This window comes from Luteitalea sp., assembly GCF_022842525.1.
GTDB lineage: Bacteria > Acidobacteriota > Vicinamibacteria > Vicinamibacterales > Vicinamibacteraceae > Luteitalea.
In genome coordinates, this window is the sequence record NZ_JALHPM010000054.1 from 1 (window position 1) to 17,298 (window position 17,298).

General features: G+C 70.1%; 16 protein-coding genes. 6 read left to right on the plus strand and 10 right to left on the minus strand.

Annotation, left to right across the window (positions count from 1 at the left end):
- From Q0C41_RS12770 to Q0C41_RS12780, 3 genes are all read left to right on the plus strand, one after another.
- A partial coding sequence (locus Q0C41_RS12770; RefSeq protein ID WP_291984165.1) for a hypothetical protein occupies positions 1 to 256 on the plus strand: 256 nt, incomplete at its 5' end.
- A 192-nt stretch (positions 257 to 448) separates the two neighbouring features.
- Positions 449 to 976: a secondary thiamine-phosphate synthase enzyme YjbQ gene (locus Q0C41_RS12775; RefSeq protein ID WP_291984166.1), complete on the plus strand. Its 528-nt coding sequence runs from the start codon at positions 449 to 451 to the stop codon at positions 974 to 976.
- Positions 977 to 1,009: 33 nt separating this feature from the next.
- On the plus strand, positions 1,010 to 1,423 hold the full coding sequence (locus tag Q0C41_RS12780; RefSeq protein ID WP_291984167.1) for a Dabb family protein: 414 nt from the start codon (positions 1,010 to 1,012) through the stop codon (positions 1,421 to 1,423).
- A 42-nt stretch (positions 1,424 to 1,465) separates the two neighbouring features.
- Here Q0C41_RS12780 and Q0C41_RS12785 read toward each other — a convergent pair whose 3' ends face one another.
- The 5 genes from Q0C41_RS12785 to Q0C41_RS12805 form a co-directional block, all read right to left on the minus strand.
- On the minus strand, positions 1,466 to 2,356 hold the full coding sequence (locus tag Q0C41_RS12785; protein WP_291984168.1) for a dienelactone hydrolase family protein: 891 nt from the start codon (positions 2,354 to 2,356) through the stop codon (positions 1,466 to 1,468).
- Between the two features lie 89 nt (positions 2,357 to 2,445).
- Positions 2,446 to 3,735: a neutral/alkaline non-lysosomal ceramidase N-terminal domain-containing protein gene (locus tag Q0C41_RS12790; protein ID WP_291984169.1), complete on the minus strand. Its 1,290-nt coding sequence runs from the start codon at positions 3,733 to 3,735 to the stop codon at positions 2,446 to 2,448.
- A gap of 4 nt (positions 3,736 to 3,739) precedes the next feature.
- Positions 3,740 to 4,510 (minus strand): molybdopterin-dependent oxidoreductase, encoded by a 771-nt coding sequence (locus Q0C41_RS12795; protein WP_291984170.1) that lies wholly within the window; start codon positions 4,508 to 4,510, stop codon positions 3,740 to 3,742.
- Position 4,511: 1 nt separating this feature from the next.
- A complete protein-coding gene (locus tag Q0C41_RS12800; protein WP_291984171.1) occupies positions 4,512 to 5,261 on the minus strand; it encodes a cytochrome b/b6 domain-containing protein in 750 nt (249 codons plus the stop codon).
- A 100-nt stretch (positions 5,262 to 5,361) separates the two neighbouring features.
- Entirely contained in the window at positions 5,362 to 5,748 is a 387-nt protein-coding gene (locus tag Q0C41_RS12805; protein WP_291984172.1) for a hypothetical protein, read from the minus strand.
- Positions 5,749 to 5,928: 180 nt separating this feature from the next.
- Here Q0C41_RS12805 and Q0C41_RS12810 point away from each other — a divergent pair, with 180 nt between their 5' ends.
- Complete coding sequence (locus Q0C41_RS12810) at positions 5,929 to 7,605, plus strand: L,D-transpeptidase family protein (RefSeq protein WP_291984173.1); 1,677 nt, start codon at positions 5,929 to 5,931, stop codon at positions 7,603 to 7,605.
- A 100-nt stretch (positions 7,606 to 7,705) separates the two neighbouring features.
- The gene (locus Q0C41_RS12815; protein ID WP_291984174.1) at positions 7,706 to 8,236 is read left to right on the plus strand and encodes a YcbK family protein; all 531 of its coding nucleotides are present in this window, start codon (positions 7,706 to 7,708) and stop codon (positions 8,234 to 8,236) included.
- Between the two features lie 94 nt (positions 8,237 to 8,330).
- Here the strand turns inward: Q0C41_RS12815 and Q0C41_RS12820 are convergent, their stop codons facing one another.
- The 4 genes from Q0C41_RS12820 to Q0C41_RS12835 are packed head-to-tail and all read right to left on the minus strand — an operon-like array spanning position 8,331 to position 14,368.
- On the minus strand, positions 8,331 to 9,743 hold the full coding sequence (locus tag Q0C41_RS12820) for an efflux transporter outer membrane subunit (RefSeq protein ID WP_291984175.1): 1,413 nt from the start codon (positions 9,741 to 9,743) through the stop codon (positions 8,331 to 8,333).
- A 2-nt stretch (positions 9,744 to 9,745) separates the two neighbouring features.
- Positions 9,746 to 12,892: an efflux RND transporter permease subunit gene (locus Q0C41_RS12825; protein ID WP_291984176.1), complete on the minus strand. Its 3,147-nt coding sequence runs from the start codon at positions 12,890 to 12,892 to the stop codon at positions 9,746 to 9,748.
- A gap of 1 nt (position 12,893) precedes the next feature.
- The gene (locus Q0C41_RS12830; protein WP_291984177.1) at positions 12,894 to 14,057 is read right to left on the minus strand and encodes an efflux RND transporter periplasmic adaptor subunit; all 1,164 of its coding nucleotides are present in this window, start codon (positions 14,055 to 14,057) and stop codon (positions 12,894 to 12,896) included.
- Positions 14,054 to 14,368 carry a hypothetical protein gene (locus tag Q0C41_RS12835; protein WP_291984178.1) on the minus strand — a complete coding sequence of 105 codons (315 nt, stop codon included), beginning with the start codon at positions 14,366 to 14,368 and terminating at the stop codon, positions 14,054 to 14,056. The genes Q0C41_RS12830 and Q0C41_RS12835 overlap by 4 nt, the downstream gene beginning before the upstream one ends.
- Positions 14,369 to 14,553: 185 nt before the next feature.
- Here Q0C41_RS12835 and Q0C41_RS12840 point away from each other — a divergent pair, with 185 nt between their 5' ends.
- The gene (locus Q0C41_RS12840) at positions 14,554 to 16,656 is read left to right on the plus strand and encodes a sigma 54-interacting transcriptional regulator (protein ID WP_291984179.1); all 2,103 of its coding nucleotides are present in this window, start codon (positions 14,554 to 14,556) and stop codon (positions 16,654 to 16,656) included.
- Between the two features lie 121 nt (positions 16,657 to 16,777).
- Here Q0C41_RS12840 and Q0C41_RS12845 read toward each other — a convergent pair whose 3' ends face one another.
- Positions 16,778 to 17,182, minus strand: a complete 405-nt coding sequence (locus tag Q0C41_RS12845) for a hypothetical protein (protein ID WP_291984180.1) — start codon at positions 17,180 to 17,182, stop codon at positions 16,778 to 16,780.
- Between the last annotated feature and the right edge of the window lie 116 nt (positions 17,183 to 17,298).

A 17,298-nucleotide genomic window follows, 5' to 3' on the forward strand; every position in this document is an offset into this window, starting at 1 on the left:
GCTGGCCGTCGCCCTGTGCACGGGCGCGGGCGGGGCCCTGGCGGCGCTCGCGCTCTCGCTGGCCGGCATCCCCCTGGTCGGGGGCACGCTGCACCTGGTCGCGCAGGCGTCGGCAGGGGCGCAAGTCGCGCTCACGCCGCTCGGCCGTCTGCTCGGGGAACCCGAGTTCGGCCCGATCACGCGCACGCTCCTCGCGCTCGCCGAGGGGGGCACCTTCGGCGCCGGCCTCGCCTTCGGCCTCACGCGCCGACCCTGAGATAGGCGTGAGCATGCTGACGTGACGGCCGGTTCGGAGAACCGGCCCTAACCGGGGACATGAGATCTCACCCCCTGCTCACGCCCTGCTCACGTCGCGCTGAAGACTTCCCGTCCCTTCGCGGCGATGCTCTGGACGGCACGACGGGAGGCCCGCACGACGCGGCCTCCATCGCCGGCCTGGAGCCGCCTCATGCACACGCTTGCGCGCACGCCCCCTTCGTCTCCGTTCGACCCGGCCACCGTCACCGCCGTCCCAGGCCGAGACGATGACGGGCGCCATCTGCGGTTGCGCATCGAGACCCGGCGTGTGGCCGAGGTGGTGGACCTCACGGCGTCGCTCGAGTCGTTCCTGCTGCTGAGCGGCGTGAGGCACGGCGTGCTGGCCATCCACACCCTGCACACGACGACGGCGATTGTGGTCAACGAACAGGAACCGCTCCTGCACGGGGACTTCTTCCGGCAACTCGATCGCCTGGCGCCCCCGACACTCGCCTACGACCACGACGACCCGACCCGCCGCGTCGTCAATCGCACCGAGGCGGAGCGGACCAACGGCCACGCCCATTGCCAGGCGATGCTGCTCGGGTCGTCGGCCTCGGTGCCGGTGGTCGGGGGACGGCTCATGCTGGGACGATGGCAGCGCGTGCTGTTCGTCGAGCTCGATGGGCCGCAGGAGCGTCAGGTCTGCGCGGCGCTCATCTCGAGCGGACGGGACTGACGGATGGTCGCCGGCCGCGCGTAGAATGCGCGCATGTCCAGAGTCGCTGCTCTCGTCCTCACCCTCGCCCTCGGCGGTGCCGTCGTGATCGGCCCGCTGGTGGGCGCGGCTGTCGCCCAGGCGCCCAGCCAGGCCGTCCGCCACGTGGTCGTCTTCAAGTACAAGGCCGGGGCCACGCCGGCGCAGATCCAGAAGGTGACCGACGCCTTCCGCGCGCTCGCGACGAGCATTCCGGGGATCACGGCGTTCGAGGATGGCGTCAACAACAGCCCCGAGGGACTCAACCAGGGGTTCACGCACGTCTACGTGCTGACCTTCACCAACGCCGCCGCCCGGGATGCGTATCTGCCGCATCCCGAGCACAAGAAGTTCGGGCAGTTGCTCGGGCAGAGCGGCATCTTCGACGGCGCGTTCGTCGTCGACTACACACCCACCACGACGCGCTGAGTGGCGCGTCGCGGGCCCGGGGGGCGGCTTCGTGCGGGTGCGCTAGCCGCGCAGATGCCTGGCGAAGAACTCGAGCGTCCTCGACCAGGCCAGCGTGGCCGATGCGGCGTCGAAGCGCGGCGTCGTGTCGTTGTTGAAGCCATGCTGCGCACCGGCGTAGACGTGCGCGGTGTACGACACGTTGGCCGCCTTGAGCGCCGCCTCGTAGGCGGGCCAGGCGGCATTGATGCGCTCGTCCTTCTCGGCCAGGTGGACGAGCAGCGGCGCCTTGATCGTCGCCGCCGTCTCGGGGGGCGGGTTGTTGCCGTAGAACGGCACGGCCGCGGAGAGATCAGGTAGCCTGGTGGCGAGCATGTGCGTGATGCCGCCGCCGTAGCAGAAGCCGACCGCGCCGACCTTGCCCGTGCAGCCCGGGTGCGCCTTGAGGAAGCGGAACGCCGCGATCATGTCTTCGCGCGTCTTCGGCTGCTCGAGCGTGGCAAACGTCGCGCGTGCCTTGTCCTCGTCGCCGGGATAGCCGCCGAGCGGGGCCAGGGCGTCCGGGGCGAACACGAGGTACCCCTCGAGGGACAGTCGGCGGGCGATGTCCTCGATGTGCGGGTTCAGGCCGCGGTTCTCGTGCACCACGAGGATGCCCGGCAGCCGACCCGTCGACGCCTTTGCCCGCACGAGGTATCCCCTGGTCGTCTCGTAACCCTGCGGCGACGGATACGAGACGAACTCGGTGACGAGCCGCGCGTCGTCCTTGGGCACGACCTGCGCTTCGGCGAACTTCGGGTTCAGCGCCTCGAGCAGCATCACGGCCGTCATGCCCCCGACCGCGAACTTGCTCGCGCGCTCCAGGAAGCCACGGCGGTCGATGTCGCCGTGCACGTACGCGTCGAACAGGATGAGCAGTTCCTCGTCGAAATCGGCAGCAGTCTGGCGTTCCACTCGGCCTCCCCCCAGCGTTGGTGTGGATGCCGCGCATCCTGTGACTCTCCGCGGCGCCCTTCATTCTGAACTCTGACCTGCGACTTGTCCTACGGCCGTCCCTGTTTCTCCCGCCACTTGCCGAGCAGCCCGTACAGGTGGATCAGGTGCCGTTCGAGGAGACGCTCGCCGGCACCGACCTCGACGCGCGTGCTCGCGTCGGCGCCGTAGCCGCCGTGCGCGGCCGATCGCAGGTCGGGCACGTAGCCGGCCCACGTGCCCCCGGCGCTGAAGGTGTAGCCGTAGAACAGTGCCACGGGGACCTCCGCGCGTGATTTCCAGTCCTGCTGCAGGCGGTGCATCACTTCGCCGGGCCACGCGGCGATGGCGACACTGTGGTCGATCAGGACGGTGGTGATGCCGACGTCGAGCGACTGCGCGGCGTCCCAGCGGTCCTTCAGCGTGACGACCTCGGATGTCGCGGTGATGCCCTCGGCGCCCGCGGGGACGGGCGTCGCCGAACGGTTGGCCCGCACGACCTCCTCGGCCAGCAGCGTCCCCATCGTCTGCACGACGCCGAAGTCCTTCGTCTGGTCGCCCGAGCGCGCCATGAAGATCGGGTTGATGTCTCCGGCGCCGCCCTGGACGAACATCACCTGGGCGCCCGGGATGGCCGCTTCGGCCGCCGCCTGCATCACGCCCGGATAGTCGGCCGAGTACTGGCAGTTGGTCGGCCCGAGCACCACGGGGTGCGTGGCGTAGTGGACGAGCACGGCGCGGGGCTGCCCGTCGGCGCCGTCGACGCGCAGCACCACCAGTTCCGGATCGACGGGCCCGTACGGTACGCGTTCCAGGTTGTCGAACAGCGCCCGCGTGCGTCCGTCATCGCGAGGCAGCAGGCGGTTGTAGCCCAGTTGCAGCGAGCTGCGCCCCACCTTCAACGTGACGGGCGCCATCGTCTTCAGCGCGTCGGCGATGGCCTGGAAGATCTTGCCCTCGAGCTCGGCGCGGTAGGCGAGGGCCGCGGCGTTGGTCGCCGGCGCGCTGCCGAACGGCAGGAACGCCGGTGCGGAGTGGGTGTGCGAGGCCGCGAGCAGCACGATGGGGATCCCGAGTTTGCTGGCCACGTCCTGGCGCAGCGTGTCGGACACCATGCTGCCGAGGTCCATCGTCACGATCGCCATGCGCGTGCCGCCCGACTCGAGCACCAGCACCTTGGCCATCAGCGGGTCGTGTGTGCCGTTGGCCGGCCCACACTTCCGGTAGGCGTAGCCGTACATCGGCATCGACGCCGAGGGCGTGATCTCCACGCGCGCGACCCCGCCGCGCAGTTCGGCGTGCGCGGTGGAGGACAACAGGCACACGGCGAGCACTGCGGCGAGGAGTGGGCGAACGTGCATGGACCTAGATTCCTGCATACCAGCTCCAGCCGTTGCGGATCGGACCGTTCGCACCGAGATCGTCGAACGCGTCGTGGACGAGGAGGCGACGCACATACTTGACGCTCTTGTAGCCGATCTGTGTTTCGACCCGCACGCGCAGGGGGCCGCCGTGCGGCACGGGGAGGTCGCGGCCGTTCATGCCGTAGGCCAGCAGCGTCTGCGGATGGAACGCGTCCAGCAGGTCGATGTTGTCGCCGAAGCGGTCGAAGGTCTCGAAGGTCACGTACCGCGCCGTCGGCAGGATGCCCGCGGCCTGCAGCACGTGACCCAGGGGCACGCCCGTCCACTCGGCGACGGCCGACCAGCCTTCCTCGCACACGTGTCGGGTGATCTGGGTCCGCGCCGGCATGCGCTTCAAGTCCGACAGGGAGTAGGTCCCCGGCCTGGCGACGCTGCCGGCGATGTCCAGCCGGAAGTCCGCGAAATCGCCGCGGCGCAACTCGGCATAGACCGGCGCGAACTCGGGATGGTACGTGGGCAGGGCCGTGTCGGCCGGATTCGTGGTGCCGATGGCGGGGAAGGACGAGATGTCCCCGCGGCTGTACTCGCGGGCGAGCGCCTGCCCCGGCAGCAGCGCGCGGTGCGCGACGTAGGTCAGGTTGTCGCCCATGCGCAGCAGATGCCCGTAGGTCGGCGGGAGGTCGGTGGCGCAGCCGGTGAGCAGCATCCCGCCGGCCGCGGTCAGGCCACCGATGAGGGCGTCGCGTCGTGTCAGGCGCAAGCGAGGCGGCATGTCACTCTCCGACCGTCATGGCGCGAACCTGACGCCGGAATCCCGAGAGCACGACCATCGTGATGTGCCCGAACGTGAACAGCAGCAGGAGCGCCCACAGGGCGAAATGGATGGTACGCGCCGACTGCAGGCCGCCGAACAGCGTGAGCAGGAACGGGGCCGCCGCCGTCACGGCCGGCGACATCGTCAGCCCGGTGATGGCCGTCAGCGGCAGCGCGACGAACACGATGCACGCGTAGGCCGATTTCTGGAGGAGGCCGTAGTCGGGGCCGCCGGTCGCCGCGCGGATCCGGAGCCGCAGATGATCGCCGATCTCACGGGCGACCTGCCGACGCGTCACCTCGTCGCGCCGTGGCAGCAGCGCTCGACGAAGGTGTCCGGAGACCGCGCCGAGCGTGAGGTACAGGAGTCCGGTGGCGAACAGGACCCATCCGGCGAGGAAGTGCAGACTGCGACCCCAGCCGTTCTGATTGAAGATCTCGAAGGTGCGGCTGGCGCTGACGGGGGCACCCGCGGACGCCGTGTCGCCCGGCGCAATCGAGGTCGGTGTCGTCCAGCCGTCGTGGCGGTGATTGCGGCTGATCGGGAGTTCGAGGAGGGCTGGCGTCAGGTCGTTGCCGACCTCGCCCCAGTAGAGACGGGGGTGCGCCATGAGGATGACGCCCCCCGAGCACGCGAGCACCACGACACTCAGGGCGGCAGCGCCGTGCGTCGCACGCACCCATCGCGCATGTCGTGTCGGAACCTGCATGGGGGCGCCTCCTCGCTGCGTCACCGCACCGCCTCACTCCTGCCTGAGCTGGTCGAGCGGGAGGATTGTATGCGAAGCGAGGGGGCTGCCCGCCTGGCGCCTATTCGGGCGCGTTGCGCAACTCGACCGCGATCTTCTGGTGCTGCTCGGCGAGGACACGCGTCTCGCGGGCGGCGGTCCGGGCGTTGGCGGCCTTCTGGCGCTCGGCGTAGCCGGGACGCAGCATCGACTGCGCCTTGTGTTCGTTGGGGAACCAGCCCTTTTCGAGCCGGCGGGCGGCACGCTCGTAGCGCGCGGCCTGGGAGTCGAGCGATTCGGCGCGGTCGCGATACTGCTCGGCGACTCGTGCGTGCTGCTCGGGCGACTCGGCCTGGGCGGCCATCGTCGCCAGACGACGTTCCTCAGTCACGACCTGGGCACTGGCACCCGGTGCCGTTCCCACAAGACAGGCGACCACGACCATGGCCGCCACCCATTGGCGTTGCATCTCGATTCTCCTCGCAGACTCGACCGCGGCAGAGGCCGCTGGCCGCCGTGGCCCGCATGGCGCCACCCAACACGGAGGCGCCATCTCCAGTAAGCCAAAATCCGGCCGCGCCTGCAAGTCGGGCACGGACGTCCGACCTGGGCGCGTGACCGCGACGGTCGAGCCGGCTAAGGTAGGGACATGTTCCCGTCTGCCGGCGTCGTGCTGGCGCTGCTGAGTGCAGCCCCGTGGATGCAGGGGCCCGCCGTCCCGACGGCCGACCCCGAGGCGGCCGCGGTGGTCACCCAGGTGCTCGGCAGTGCTCAACATCCTGGCCTCCGGTGGAGCGCCATCGGCGACGTGACCCGCGAGTTGTGGCCGCTCTACGATGCCGAGCCGGACCGCCTGCTCTGGTTCGACGGATCGCGGCCGCTGCCCAGCGTGGATGGCGCCGTGCTGGCCGTGTCCCGCGCCCACGAGTTCGGTCTCGACCCGGCCGACTACGACGCGTCGGCCCTGCAGGTGCGGTGGGCCGCCATCACGGGCGGGCGATCGACATCGACGGAGCGGGCCCAGTTCGACGTGGCGTTGAGCGTGGCGGGCGCGCGGCTGGTGCGGGCCGTCCACATCGGCCGCGTCGATCCGGCACGGATCCGATGGAAGTACGAGGGCCCGCGCAAGCCGCTCGACCCGACGGCGCTGCTGCAGGAGGCGCGGCAGGGCCGTGGCCTCGGCGAGATGCTGCGCAGTCTCGAGCCACCGTTCTCGCACTACGTCAGGGCGCGCGCCACGCTGTCCATCTACCGAGCGCTGGCCGAGTCCGGCGAGCCTGCCCCGGTGCCGCTGCTGCCCGCCACGCGAAAGAAGATCGTGCCCGGTGAGGAATGGGATGGCGTGGCGCCACTCGTCGCCCGCCTGCAGGCCGTGGGCGATGTCGTCTCGGATGGGCCCGCCGTCGAGACCCGGTACATCGGCGCCGTCGTGGACGCCGTCAAGCGCTTCCAGGCGCGGCACGGCCTCGAACCCGATGGGGTCCTCGGCGCCGCCACCCTGCGCGCCATCAACGTGCCGCTGGCCACCCGGGTCCGCCAGATCGAACTGGCCATGGAGCGGATGCGCTGGCTGCCGGACCTGCGCGACCGCGCGAGCATCTTCGTCAACGTCGCGAACTTCCGGCTCTGGGCCACCGAGCCGCACGCGAGGGAGACGCCCCTGCGGATGAAGGTGGTCGTCGGGCAGGCGCTCAATCACCAGACACCGCTGTTCGTCGAGCGTCTCGAGTACATCGTCTTTCGCCCGTACTGGAATCCGCCGCGCAGCATCCTCGTCAACGAGATTCTGCCGAAGGCCCGTCGCGATGCCGGCTACCTCGCGCGCAACGGCTTCGAGATCGTCGCCAGCGGCGCCGACGATGCGCCGGCGTTGGCGACATCGTCGGAGAACCTCGACAAGGTGCAGCAGGGACGCCTCACGCTGCGTCAGCGCCCCGGGCCCACCAACTCGCTGGGCCTGGCGAAGTTCATCTTCCCGAACGACGAGAACGTCTACATGCACGGCACGCCGTCGCGGGGCGGCTTTGCGAAGAGTCGGCGTGACCTCAGTCACGGGTGCGTGCGTCTCGAGGATCCGGCGGCGCTGGCCGAGTGGATCCTGCACGAGTCCCCGGGCTGGACGCGGGCGCGCATCGACGCGGCGATGAACGGCACCCGCCCCTCGCGCGTCACCCTTCCCGAGCCGATGACGGTCGTGCTGTTCTACGACACGGTGCACGTCAGCCGTGAGGGCGTGGTCCACTTCATGGAGGACATCTACGGCCACGACGCGCTGCTCGATGCCGCTCTGAAGCAGGGCTACCCGTACCCCTCGAGCCCCAGGTAGGGTAGGGCCCGTTCTCGGAACGGGCCGTCATGGTCCCGTCGTGCGGTGAGGGCCGGCTCGCCGAGCCGGCCGTGCGCGTCCCGGGATGTTATGGTGAGGAGTGGATCGCCGACGCTTCCTCCGCACCGTGATGACCGCCGCGCCCGTCCTGGCGCTGCCGACCGTCGCGACGGCCGTGCCGACCGGGCCGCGCGTGCTGCGGTTCGCCCACCTGCACACCGCCGAGACACTCGAGGTGGAGTACATGGATGGCGTCCGCTACCTGCCCGACGCGCTGACGGCGGTCAATCGCCTGCTGCGGGACTTCCGCACCGGTGACGTGCACGACATCGACCCGCGCCTGCTCGACCTCCTCCATGCGCTGAAGGGGGCGACCGGCAGCGGCCAGCCCTTCGAGATCATCTCGGGCTATCGTTCGCCGAAGACCAACGCCATGCTGCGGACCCACGGGGGTGGCGGCGTGGCCTCTGGCAGCCTGCACATGCGCGGGCAGGCCATCGACATCCGCGTCGCCGACGTGCGCCTCACCGATCTGCGCGAGGCCGCCCTCGACCTGGCCCGCGGCGGCGTCGGCTACTACCCGTCGTCCAACTTCGTCCACGTCGACACGGGCCGCGTCCGCCGCTGGTAAGCCCGGTTGCCGGTTGCCGGTTGCCGGTTGCCGGTTGCCGGTTGCCGGTTCCCGGTTCCCGGTTCCCGGTTCCCGGTTCCCGACTCCCCTTCTCCTACGACACCGGCTCGGTCCATCCACCGCCGAGTGCGCGGTACAGCGCCACGGAGTTCACCGCGCGGGCGAGGCGCACGGCAATGAGCCCCTGCTGCGAGGTGTACTGCACGCGCGTGGCGTCCAGCACCGGCAGGTAGCTGTCCACCCCGCCGCGGAAGCGCGCTTCCGCAAGACGGAGGCTTTCGGCCGCCGCTGCCTGCAGCGCCTGCTGCGCGGCAAGTTCCTCGTCGATCGTGCTGCGGACGGCGAGGGCGTCGGCGACGTCGCGGAACGCGCCCTGGATCGCCTGTTCGTAGGCCGCCACCGCGAGTTCGCGATCGATCTGCGAGACCTCGAGCGTCGCCCGGTTGCGTCCGGCGTTGAAGATCGGCGCCACCAGATTGGGGATGAACGACCACGCGCCGGTGCCGGAGGTGAACAGGTCACCCAGCGACCGGCTCGCCGTGCCGACCGACCCGGTCAGGCTGATGGTCGGGAAGAAGTTGGCCCGCGCGACGCCGATGTTGGCGTTGGCCGCCTGCAGCTGGTGCTCGGCGGCGAGGATGTCCGGCCGCTGCTGCAGCACGGCGGACGGCAACCCGGCCGTCAGCTCCGTCAGCATCGTGACCGTGTCGGTCTGCCCGGCGGGCAGCAGGGCGGGATCGACGTCGCGTCCGATCACGAGCGCGAGGGCGTTGCGGTCCTGCGCAATCAGCGCCGTGAAGCGCGCCACGTCGGCCCGTGCGGCGGCGACCGTCGTCTCGGCCTGTCGCACGGCGAGCGCGTTGGAGATGCCGGCCTCGAGCCGACGCTCCGCCAGGCGCTGCGACTGCTGCTGGACGTCGAGGGTGCGGCGCGACAAGGCCAGCCGCTCCTGGTCGGCGGCGTAGGTCAGGTATGCCTGCGACACCTCGGCCACGAGCGCAATCTGCACCGCCCGCCGGACCTGCTCGGTCGCGAGGAAGCGCTGCAGGGCGACGTCGTTGAGACTCCGGATCCGCCCGAAGATGTCCAGCTCGTAGTTGCTGACGCCGACGCCGACGCTGTACTGCTCGGCGTTGAACGCCCCACCCGCCCCGCCGAACAGGCCCTCGGGAATGCGCTGACGCACGCCGTTGGCCGTGCCGTTGACGGCGGGCAGCAGCGCGGACCGCTGGATGCGGTACAGCGCCTGGGCCCGCTCGATGTTGAGGGCCGCCGTGCGCAGGTCGCGATTGGATTCGAGCGCCTGGCTCACCAGCGTGCGCAGCGACACATCGGTGATGAAGGACTGCCAGGGCAGATCGGCGGCTGACCGGGCGTCAGTGCTCGTCCCGGCGTCGGGGAAGGCCCCGGGCACCGGGGCGGCCGGGCGGGCGTACTCGGGGGCCATCGTGCGGCACCCGGCCCCACCGATCGCGAGCACCAGCAGGAACGAGAGGGACGTTCGCATGATCAATGTGCCTCCTGGGTGGAGAGCGTTTCGGTGGTCACCGGTGCGGGCGGCGTGACCCGGAACACGCTGCGGATGGCCACGAAGAACACGGGGATGAGCAACGACCCGAGGGCCGTCGCGGCGACGACGCCGCCGAACACCCCGGTGCCGATGGCGTTCTGGCTGCCCGACCCGGCCCCGGTGCTGAGCACGAGCGGCAACACGCCGAGGCCGAAGGCGATCGAGGTCATGAGAATCGGACGCAGGCGCTGACGCGCGGCTTCGACGGTTGCCTCGATCAGGTCCTGACCCTCCTCCTGGAGCTGCTTGGCGAACTCCACGATCAGAATCGCGTTCTTGGCCGAGAGCCCGACGGTGGTCAGCAGGCCGACCTGGAAGTAGACGTCGTTGGACAGGCCGCGCATCCCGGTCGCCACCACCGCACCGAGCACGCCGAGCGGGACCACGAGCATCACCGAGAACGGCACCGACCAGCTCTCGTAGAGCGCCGCGAGACTGAGGAACACGACCAGCAGCGACAGCGCGTACAGCGCCGGCGCCTGCGAACCAGACAGGCGCTCCTGGTAGGACAGGCCCGACCACTCGTACGAGATGCCCGCCGGCAACTGGGCGGCGAACTCCTCGACCACCTGCATGGCCTCACCAGTGCTGCGGCCGGGCGCCGGCGATCCGATCAGCTGCAGCGACGAGACGTCGTTGAAGCGTTCCAGCCGCGGCGACCCGTAGGTCCACGCGGTGGTGGCAAACGACGAGAACGGCACCATGTCGCCGGTGCGATTGCGCGCGTACCAGCGATCGAGATCCTGCGGCTGCATCCGGAACGGCGCATCGGCCTGCATGAAGACGCGCTTGACGCGGCCGCGATCGATGAAGTCGTTGACGTAGGCGCTGCCCCAGGCACTCGACAGCGTGTCGTTGACGTCGGCCAGCGTCAGGCCGAGCGCGCCGGCGCGCTCCGTGTCCACCTTGATCTCGAACTGCGGCGTGTCTTCGAGCCCGTTGGGACGCACCCCGGCCAGCACCGGACTCTTCGCCGCCATGCCGAGGAACTGGTTGCGTGCGGCCATCAGCGCCTCGTGGCCGAGACCGCCCCGGTCCTGCAGTTCCACCGTGAAGCCGGTCGCGTTGCCGAGTTCGGTCACCGCCGGCGGGGGAAAAGCGACGACGATCGCTTCGCGGATCTGGGAGAAGGCGGCCATGGCGCGGCCGGCGACGGCCTTGACGCGCAGCCCCGGTTCATCGCGCTCGTCCCACGGCTTGAGGCGGATGAAGGCCATGCCCATGTTCTGGCCCGATCCCGCGAAGCTGAAGCCGCTGACGGTGAACAGCGACTGCACCGCCGCCTGTTCCTTTTCGAGGTAGTGCGCCTGCACCTTGCGCAACACCCCGGCGGTCTGCTCGCGCGTCGAGCCCGACGGCAACTGGACCTGCGTGTACATCACGCCCTGGTCTTCGTCGGGCAGGAAGCCGGTCGGAATGCGCTGGAACAGGAACGCCATCGCCCCGCACAGCACCGCGTACACCGCCAGGGTCGGCAGCGTGCGCACGACGAGGCGGCCGACGATCGACTGATAGGTCCGGCTGCCGCGATCGAACGTGCGGTTGAACCAGCCGAAGAAGCCCTTCCGCTCGACATGACCGTGCGCGACCGGCTTGAGGATCGTCGCGCAGAGCGCCGGCGTGAGCACCAGGGCCACGATCACCGACAGCACCATCGACGACACGATCGTGATCGAGAACTGCCGGTAGATGACGCCGACCGACCCGCCGAAGAAACTCATGGGCACGAACACGGCCGACAGCACCAGTGCGATGCCGACGAGCGCGCCGGTGATCTGGTCCATGCTCTTGCGCGTCGCCTCGCGTGGGGGCAGGCCTTCCTCGCTCATCACGCGCTCCACGTTCTCGACGACGACGATCGCGTCGTCCACGAGCAGGCCGATGGCCAGCACCATCCCGAACATCGTCAGGGTGTTGATGCTGTACCCGAAGGCGGCCAGCACCCCGAAGGTGCCGAGCAGCACGACCGGCACCGCCATGGTGGGAATCAGCGTGGCGCGGAAGTTCTGCAGGAACAGGTACATCACCACGAAGACCAGCACGATGGCTTCGATGAGCGTCTTGACCACTTCCTCGATCGAGATGCGGACGAACGGCGTCGTGTCGAAGGCGATGACCGGCTCGAGCCCCGCGGGCAGGTAGGTGCGCAGTTCCTCGAGCACGGCGCGGACGCGGTCGGCGGTGTCGAGGGCGTTGGCGCCCGTCGCGAGCTGGACGGCGATGCCCGAAGCCGGCTTGCCATTGAAGGCGGCCGTGCGGTCGTAGCTCTCGCTGCCGAGTTCGACGCGCGCGACGTCACCGAGTCGGACGACCGATCCGTCCTCACCAGTGCGAAGGACGATGGCCTCGAACTGCTCGGGGCGCTGCAGGCGCGTCTGCGCGGTGATGGTGGCGTTGAGCCGCTGGCCGGGCACGGCAGGCGCGGCCCCGAGCTGGCCGGCCGAGACCTGGGCATTCTGGGCCTGGATCGCCGCCCGCACGTCGGCCGTCGTCACCCGGAAGTTCTGCAGTTTGGCCGGGTCGAGCCAGATGCGCATGGCGTACTGCGACCCGAACACGATGACGCTGCCGACGCCCGGCACGCGGCCGATGCGGTCCTGCAGGCTCGACGACACGTAGTCGCTGATGTCAGCGTCGGTCATGCTGCCATCCGACGAGACGAAGCCGAGGACCATCAGGATGTTGGACCGCGACTTGGCAACCTGCACGCCCTGGCGCTGCACTTCCTGGGGCAACAGCGGCAACGCCAGCTGCAGCTTGTTCTGCACCTGCACCTGCGCCGTGTCCGGATCGGCGGCCGGGTCGAACGTCAGCGTCATCTGCAGCACGCCGTTGCTGTCGCTGGTCGACGAGACGTACTGCAGGTTGTCGAGCCCCTTCATCCGCTGCTCGATGACCTGCGTGACGGTGTCCTCCAGGGTCTTCGCGGAGGCACCGGGGTACGACGCGGTGACCGTGATCGCGGGCGGCGCGATGGCCGGGTACTGCGCCACCGGGAGCGTGCGCAGCGCCAGCGCCCCCGCCAGCATGATGACGATGGCGATGACCCACGCGAAGATGGGCCGGTCGATGAAGAAGCGAGCCATGTCAGTGCGCCTCGCCGTTGGCCGCGGCCGCGGTCGCCACCCGCACCGGTGCGCCCGGACGCACCTTCTGCAGGCCCTCGACGATCACGCGATCGCCCGCCTCGAGCCCCTTCGTGACGAGCCACTGGCCGTCCACTGCCCTCGGCACTTCGAGCTCGCGCAGCTCGACGATGTTGGCCTTCGAGACGACCATCGCCGTGGCGACGCCCTTCGGGCTGCGCGTCACGCCCTGCTGCGGCACGAGCAGCCCCTGGTCGGTCGTGCCCGCGCCGATCTCGGCGTGGACGTACATCCCCGGCAGCAGTTCGCGCTTCGGGTTGGGGAACACCGCACGCAGCGTCACCGCGCCGCTCCGTTCGTCGACGGTCACCTCGGAGAACTGCAGCCGGCCCGGCAGGGCGTAGGCCGTGCCGTCCTCGAGGCGCAGCCGCACCTCGGCCTGCCCCTTGTCGACGCGGATGCGTCCCTCGGCGATGTCGCGGCGCAGACGGAGCAGCTCGGCGCTCGACTGGGTGACGTCCACGTAGATCGGGTCCAGCTGCTGCACGACGGCGAGTGTCGCGGCCTGGTTGGCGGTGACCAGCGCCCCCGGCGTCACCGCCGACCGGCCGATGCGGCCGCTGATCGGTGCATTGATCGTGGTGTAGCCGACGTTGATGCGCGCGGCACTGATGGCGGCCTTGTCGGCGGCGATCTGGGCCTCGAGCTGGCTCTGGGCGGCCACGGCGTTGTCGTATTCCTGCTGACTGACGGCGTTGTCGGCCAGCAGGTCCTTGTAGCGCTGCGTCATCAATCGCGCGGCCACGATGTTGGCCTCCGACCGCGCCAGTGCCGCTTGCGCACTCTCGAGCGTGGCGCGATACGGCGCCGCGTCGATCTGGTAGAGCGGTGCGCCGGCCCTGACGTCGCGGCCTTCCTCGAACAGGCGTTTCTGCACGATGCCGGTGACCTGCGGCCGGACCTCGGCGATGCCATACGGCGCGGTCCGTCCCGGCAGATCCATCGTCATCGTCACGGACTGGCGCTGGACGGTGACGACGACCACTTCGGGCGGGGGAGGTGCGGCGGCCGCGCCACCGGCGGCGGGCCCGGAGGCCTGGGAGCCGCACCCGGCAGCGGTGAGGGCCGTGGTCAGGAAGATCGCAGTGGGCAGGTATCGAGTCATGACGTGTGGGTCCGGGGCAGGAACGACGTGGAGCGGGGCGTGCGCGTGCTGATCTGGTCGACGAGGTGGCGGTTGCGGCAGCCCGTGGCCTGCAGCGAGACGCCGACCTCGTGCATGCGGGCGAGCAGTCGTTCTCCGTCCGGGTCGACGAAGGTGATGTCGACCAGTTCGGCGGTGATGACGGCGTGGGGCACCGAGTCCTGCAGGGACTCCCAGCAGCGCTCGAGGACGCGCACCCAGTCGCCCGCCAGCCGCCCGTGAAGGCCGAGCCGGACGTCCGCACCTTCCTGATTCACGACGATGCGCAACATGGGCGCGCCCCCTTTCTCCATGGGGGACGTCCGCAAGATGGATTCCAGAGAGACCAGGGACCCGCAATCCCCGCAAACCCGTGCAAGTCGGTCGATATCGGGCCAGAAGCTCAGCCGATGTGCCTTCACGCTGGTGGCGACATGCAGGCACGTGCCTTCATGTCGTCACGTGGTACGGTGCTCGGATGAGTGCGGGCACGGGGACGCAGATCCGGGGCGCGGCGACAGGCGAGGCACGCTATCGCGCCTTGCTCGAAGTCATGGATCTGGTGGCACTCCACAGTGACATCGACGGGTTGCTGCCGGATCTCACGGAAGCCCTGCGTCGAGTGGTCGACTTCGACGGCCTCGGTGTCGTCGTCGCCGCAGGCGATGGTCGGGCGCCGGTGAAGTACAGCGTGACGTGTGACGAGGCGTCCGGAGACGCCCCTCGCCTCCGCGTCCTGCGGACGACGATGCCGCCCATCCACGAGACCCAGCTGGCCGCCATCTGGGCCGCGCAGGCGCCCGTGGTGGTGCACGACCTCGAGCAGGATCGACGCTACCCGGAGATCGCCGACGCCATGCGCCAGTCCGGGCGGCTCGCCGCGTGCCTCCTGCCCCTGACCACGACGCTGCGCCCGGTGGGACTCCTGGCACTCGCGTCGTCGCGCCGCGGTGCCTACGACACCGCCGATCTCGACTTCCTGCAGCGCGTCGCCTCCCACGTGGCGATTGCCATCGACAACGTGCGCCATCACGAGGAGGCGCGCTCGTACCAGAAGCAGGTCGAAGCCGACCGCGATCACTGGCGGACGCTGCTCGCCCTGAACAACGCGCTCGTCTCCACGCCCGATCTCGCGTCGGTGCTCGCCGCAATCACGCCGAACCTGCGCGGCATGATCGCCCACGACTACACCAGTCTCTCGCTGGTGGAAGACGACGGGACGACGCTGGCGCGGACGGCGTACGACCCGAACCTGCCCAAGGGCCTCCTGGCGCTGCTCGGCACGCTCAAGCCGGGCAACACGCCGCTCGCGAGTGCGCTGGCGAGTCGCCGCCCGTTGCAGCTCGACAGCAGCAGCTTTGCGTCGTTCCCGGAAGTGCTGCAGGAACACGTCGAGGCGGCGCGGGTGAAGCGCGTGTGCTTCGTGCCGCTGTTCACGCCGCGGCGGGCTCTCGGCGGGCTGGTGCTCTCGCGCTGCACCGACGATGCGTTCACGGCGGAGGAGGTCGAGCGGGCGGCGCAGGCGGGGGCACAGATCGCCATCGCCCTCGAGAACGCCCTGGCGTTCCAGGAGATCGCGGCGCTGCGCGATCGGCTCGCGCTCGAGAACCTTTATCTCGAGGACCAGATCCGTGGCAAGGAGCACTTCGAGGAGATCATCGGCGAGAGCAAGGCGCTGCAGCGCGTACTGGCGCAGGTGCGCAGTGTGGCCGGCACGGACAGCACCGTGCTGCTGCTCGGCGAGACGGGGACCGGCAAGGAACTGATCGCGCGGGCCATCCACGCGACCGGGGCGCGCAGTGGCCGGCCGATGGTCACCGTCAACTGCGCCACGTCGCCAGCGGGACTCCTCGAGAGCGAGTGGTTCGGCCACGAGAAGGGCGCCTTCACGGGCGCGCTGACCCAGAAGATCGGGCGGTTCGAACTGGCGCACAAGGGGACGCTGTTCCTCGACGAGATTGGCGACGTCCCCCTCGATCTGCAGGCCAAGCTGCTGCGGGCGCTGCAGGAGCACGAGATCGAACGGCTGGGCAGCACGCGACAGATCCACGTCGACTTCCGGCTGGTGGCGGCGACCAACCGCAACCTCGAGGAGATGGTGGCGCAGCGGGAGTACCGCGCCGACCTCTTCTACCGGCTCAACGTCTTCCCGATCAGGATTCCACCGTTGCGCGAGCGGCCCGAGGACATCCCGCCCCTGGTGCGCTACTTCGTCCAGCGCCATGCGCGGGCCCTGCGTCGCAGCATCGAATCGGTGCCGCGCGAGACCATGGACGCCTTGTGTCGGTGGCAGTGGCCGGGCAATGTCCGCGAACTGCAGAACGTCATCGAGCGCGCCGTCATCCTGTCGCCCGGGCCGCATTTGCGCCTGCAGGCGGCGGACTTCCAGGGGGCGGTGCCGGAGGCCAGCACCGCCACGACGCTCGAGGATGCCGAGCGGGCCCACATCCGTCGGGCGCTGGACGACACCGGGTGGGTGATTGGCGGCCCCGAGGGGGCCGCCATCCGTCTGGGCCTGAAGCGGACGACGCTGGTCTCCACCATGCGTCGCCTCGGCATCGTCCGCCCCCGTCCGTCGTGACTCGTCGGTGTGACTCGTAGGTGTGACTCGTAGGTGTCGACCTTCAGGTCGACACTCCCGACTCCCGACTCCCGACTCCCGACTCCGGTTTCAGGGCGTCACGTTCATCGCCGCCCAGGGCTCAGTTCCTGGTCAGCCGTCCTCGATGCCGCGCCAGGACCGCCGCGCCCGCGGCGCACAGCGGCGCGGTGAGCACCTGCGCCACCTGCCGGGTCAGCAGCGGCAGGCCCTGTTCGACCCGCTGGATCGCCGCCAGGATCGCGATCGCCGCCAGGGCGATGCCGAGCAGCCTGGCGGTGCGCGTGGAGCCGCCGGAGATGCCCCCCACGACGGATCCGGCCAGCAGGGCCGCGACCGCCAGCGGCAGCAGCGCGCCGAGCAGCCCCGCGGGCACGACGGCCGGCACGCCGTCGAAGACGCCGAGCCACAGCGCTACCCACCGATGCACGTAGTAGCCGGCCAGCATGCCGGCGACTCGACGGACCAGTCCCGCTCCCCACACCCGCCCGGCCTCACGCATCCACACGTGGGGAGCGTACCCCGGCCCATCCCTGTCAGACCACGCGCGTCTCAGCCGTTCCCTTGCCGGCGTGCGCCATCGGGAATCCCCCGTCGATGCGACCGCGCGCCGGATTCCCTTCA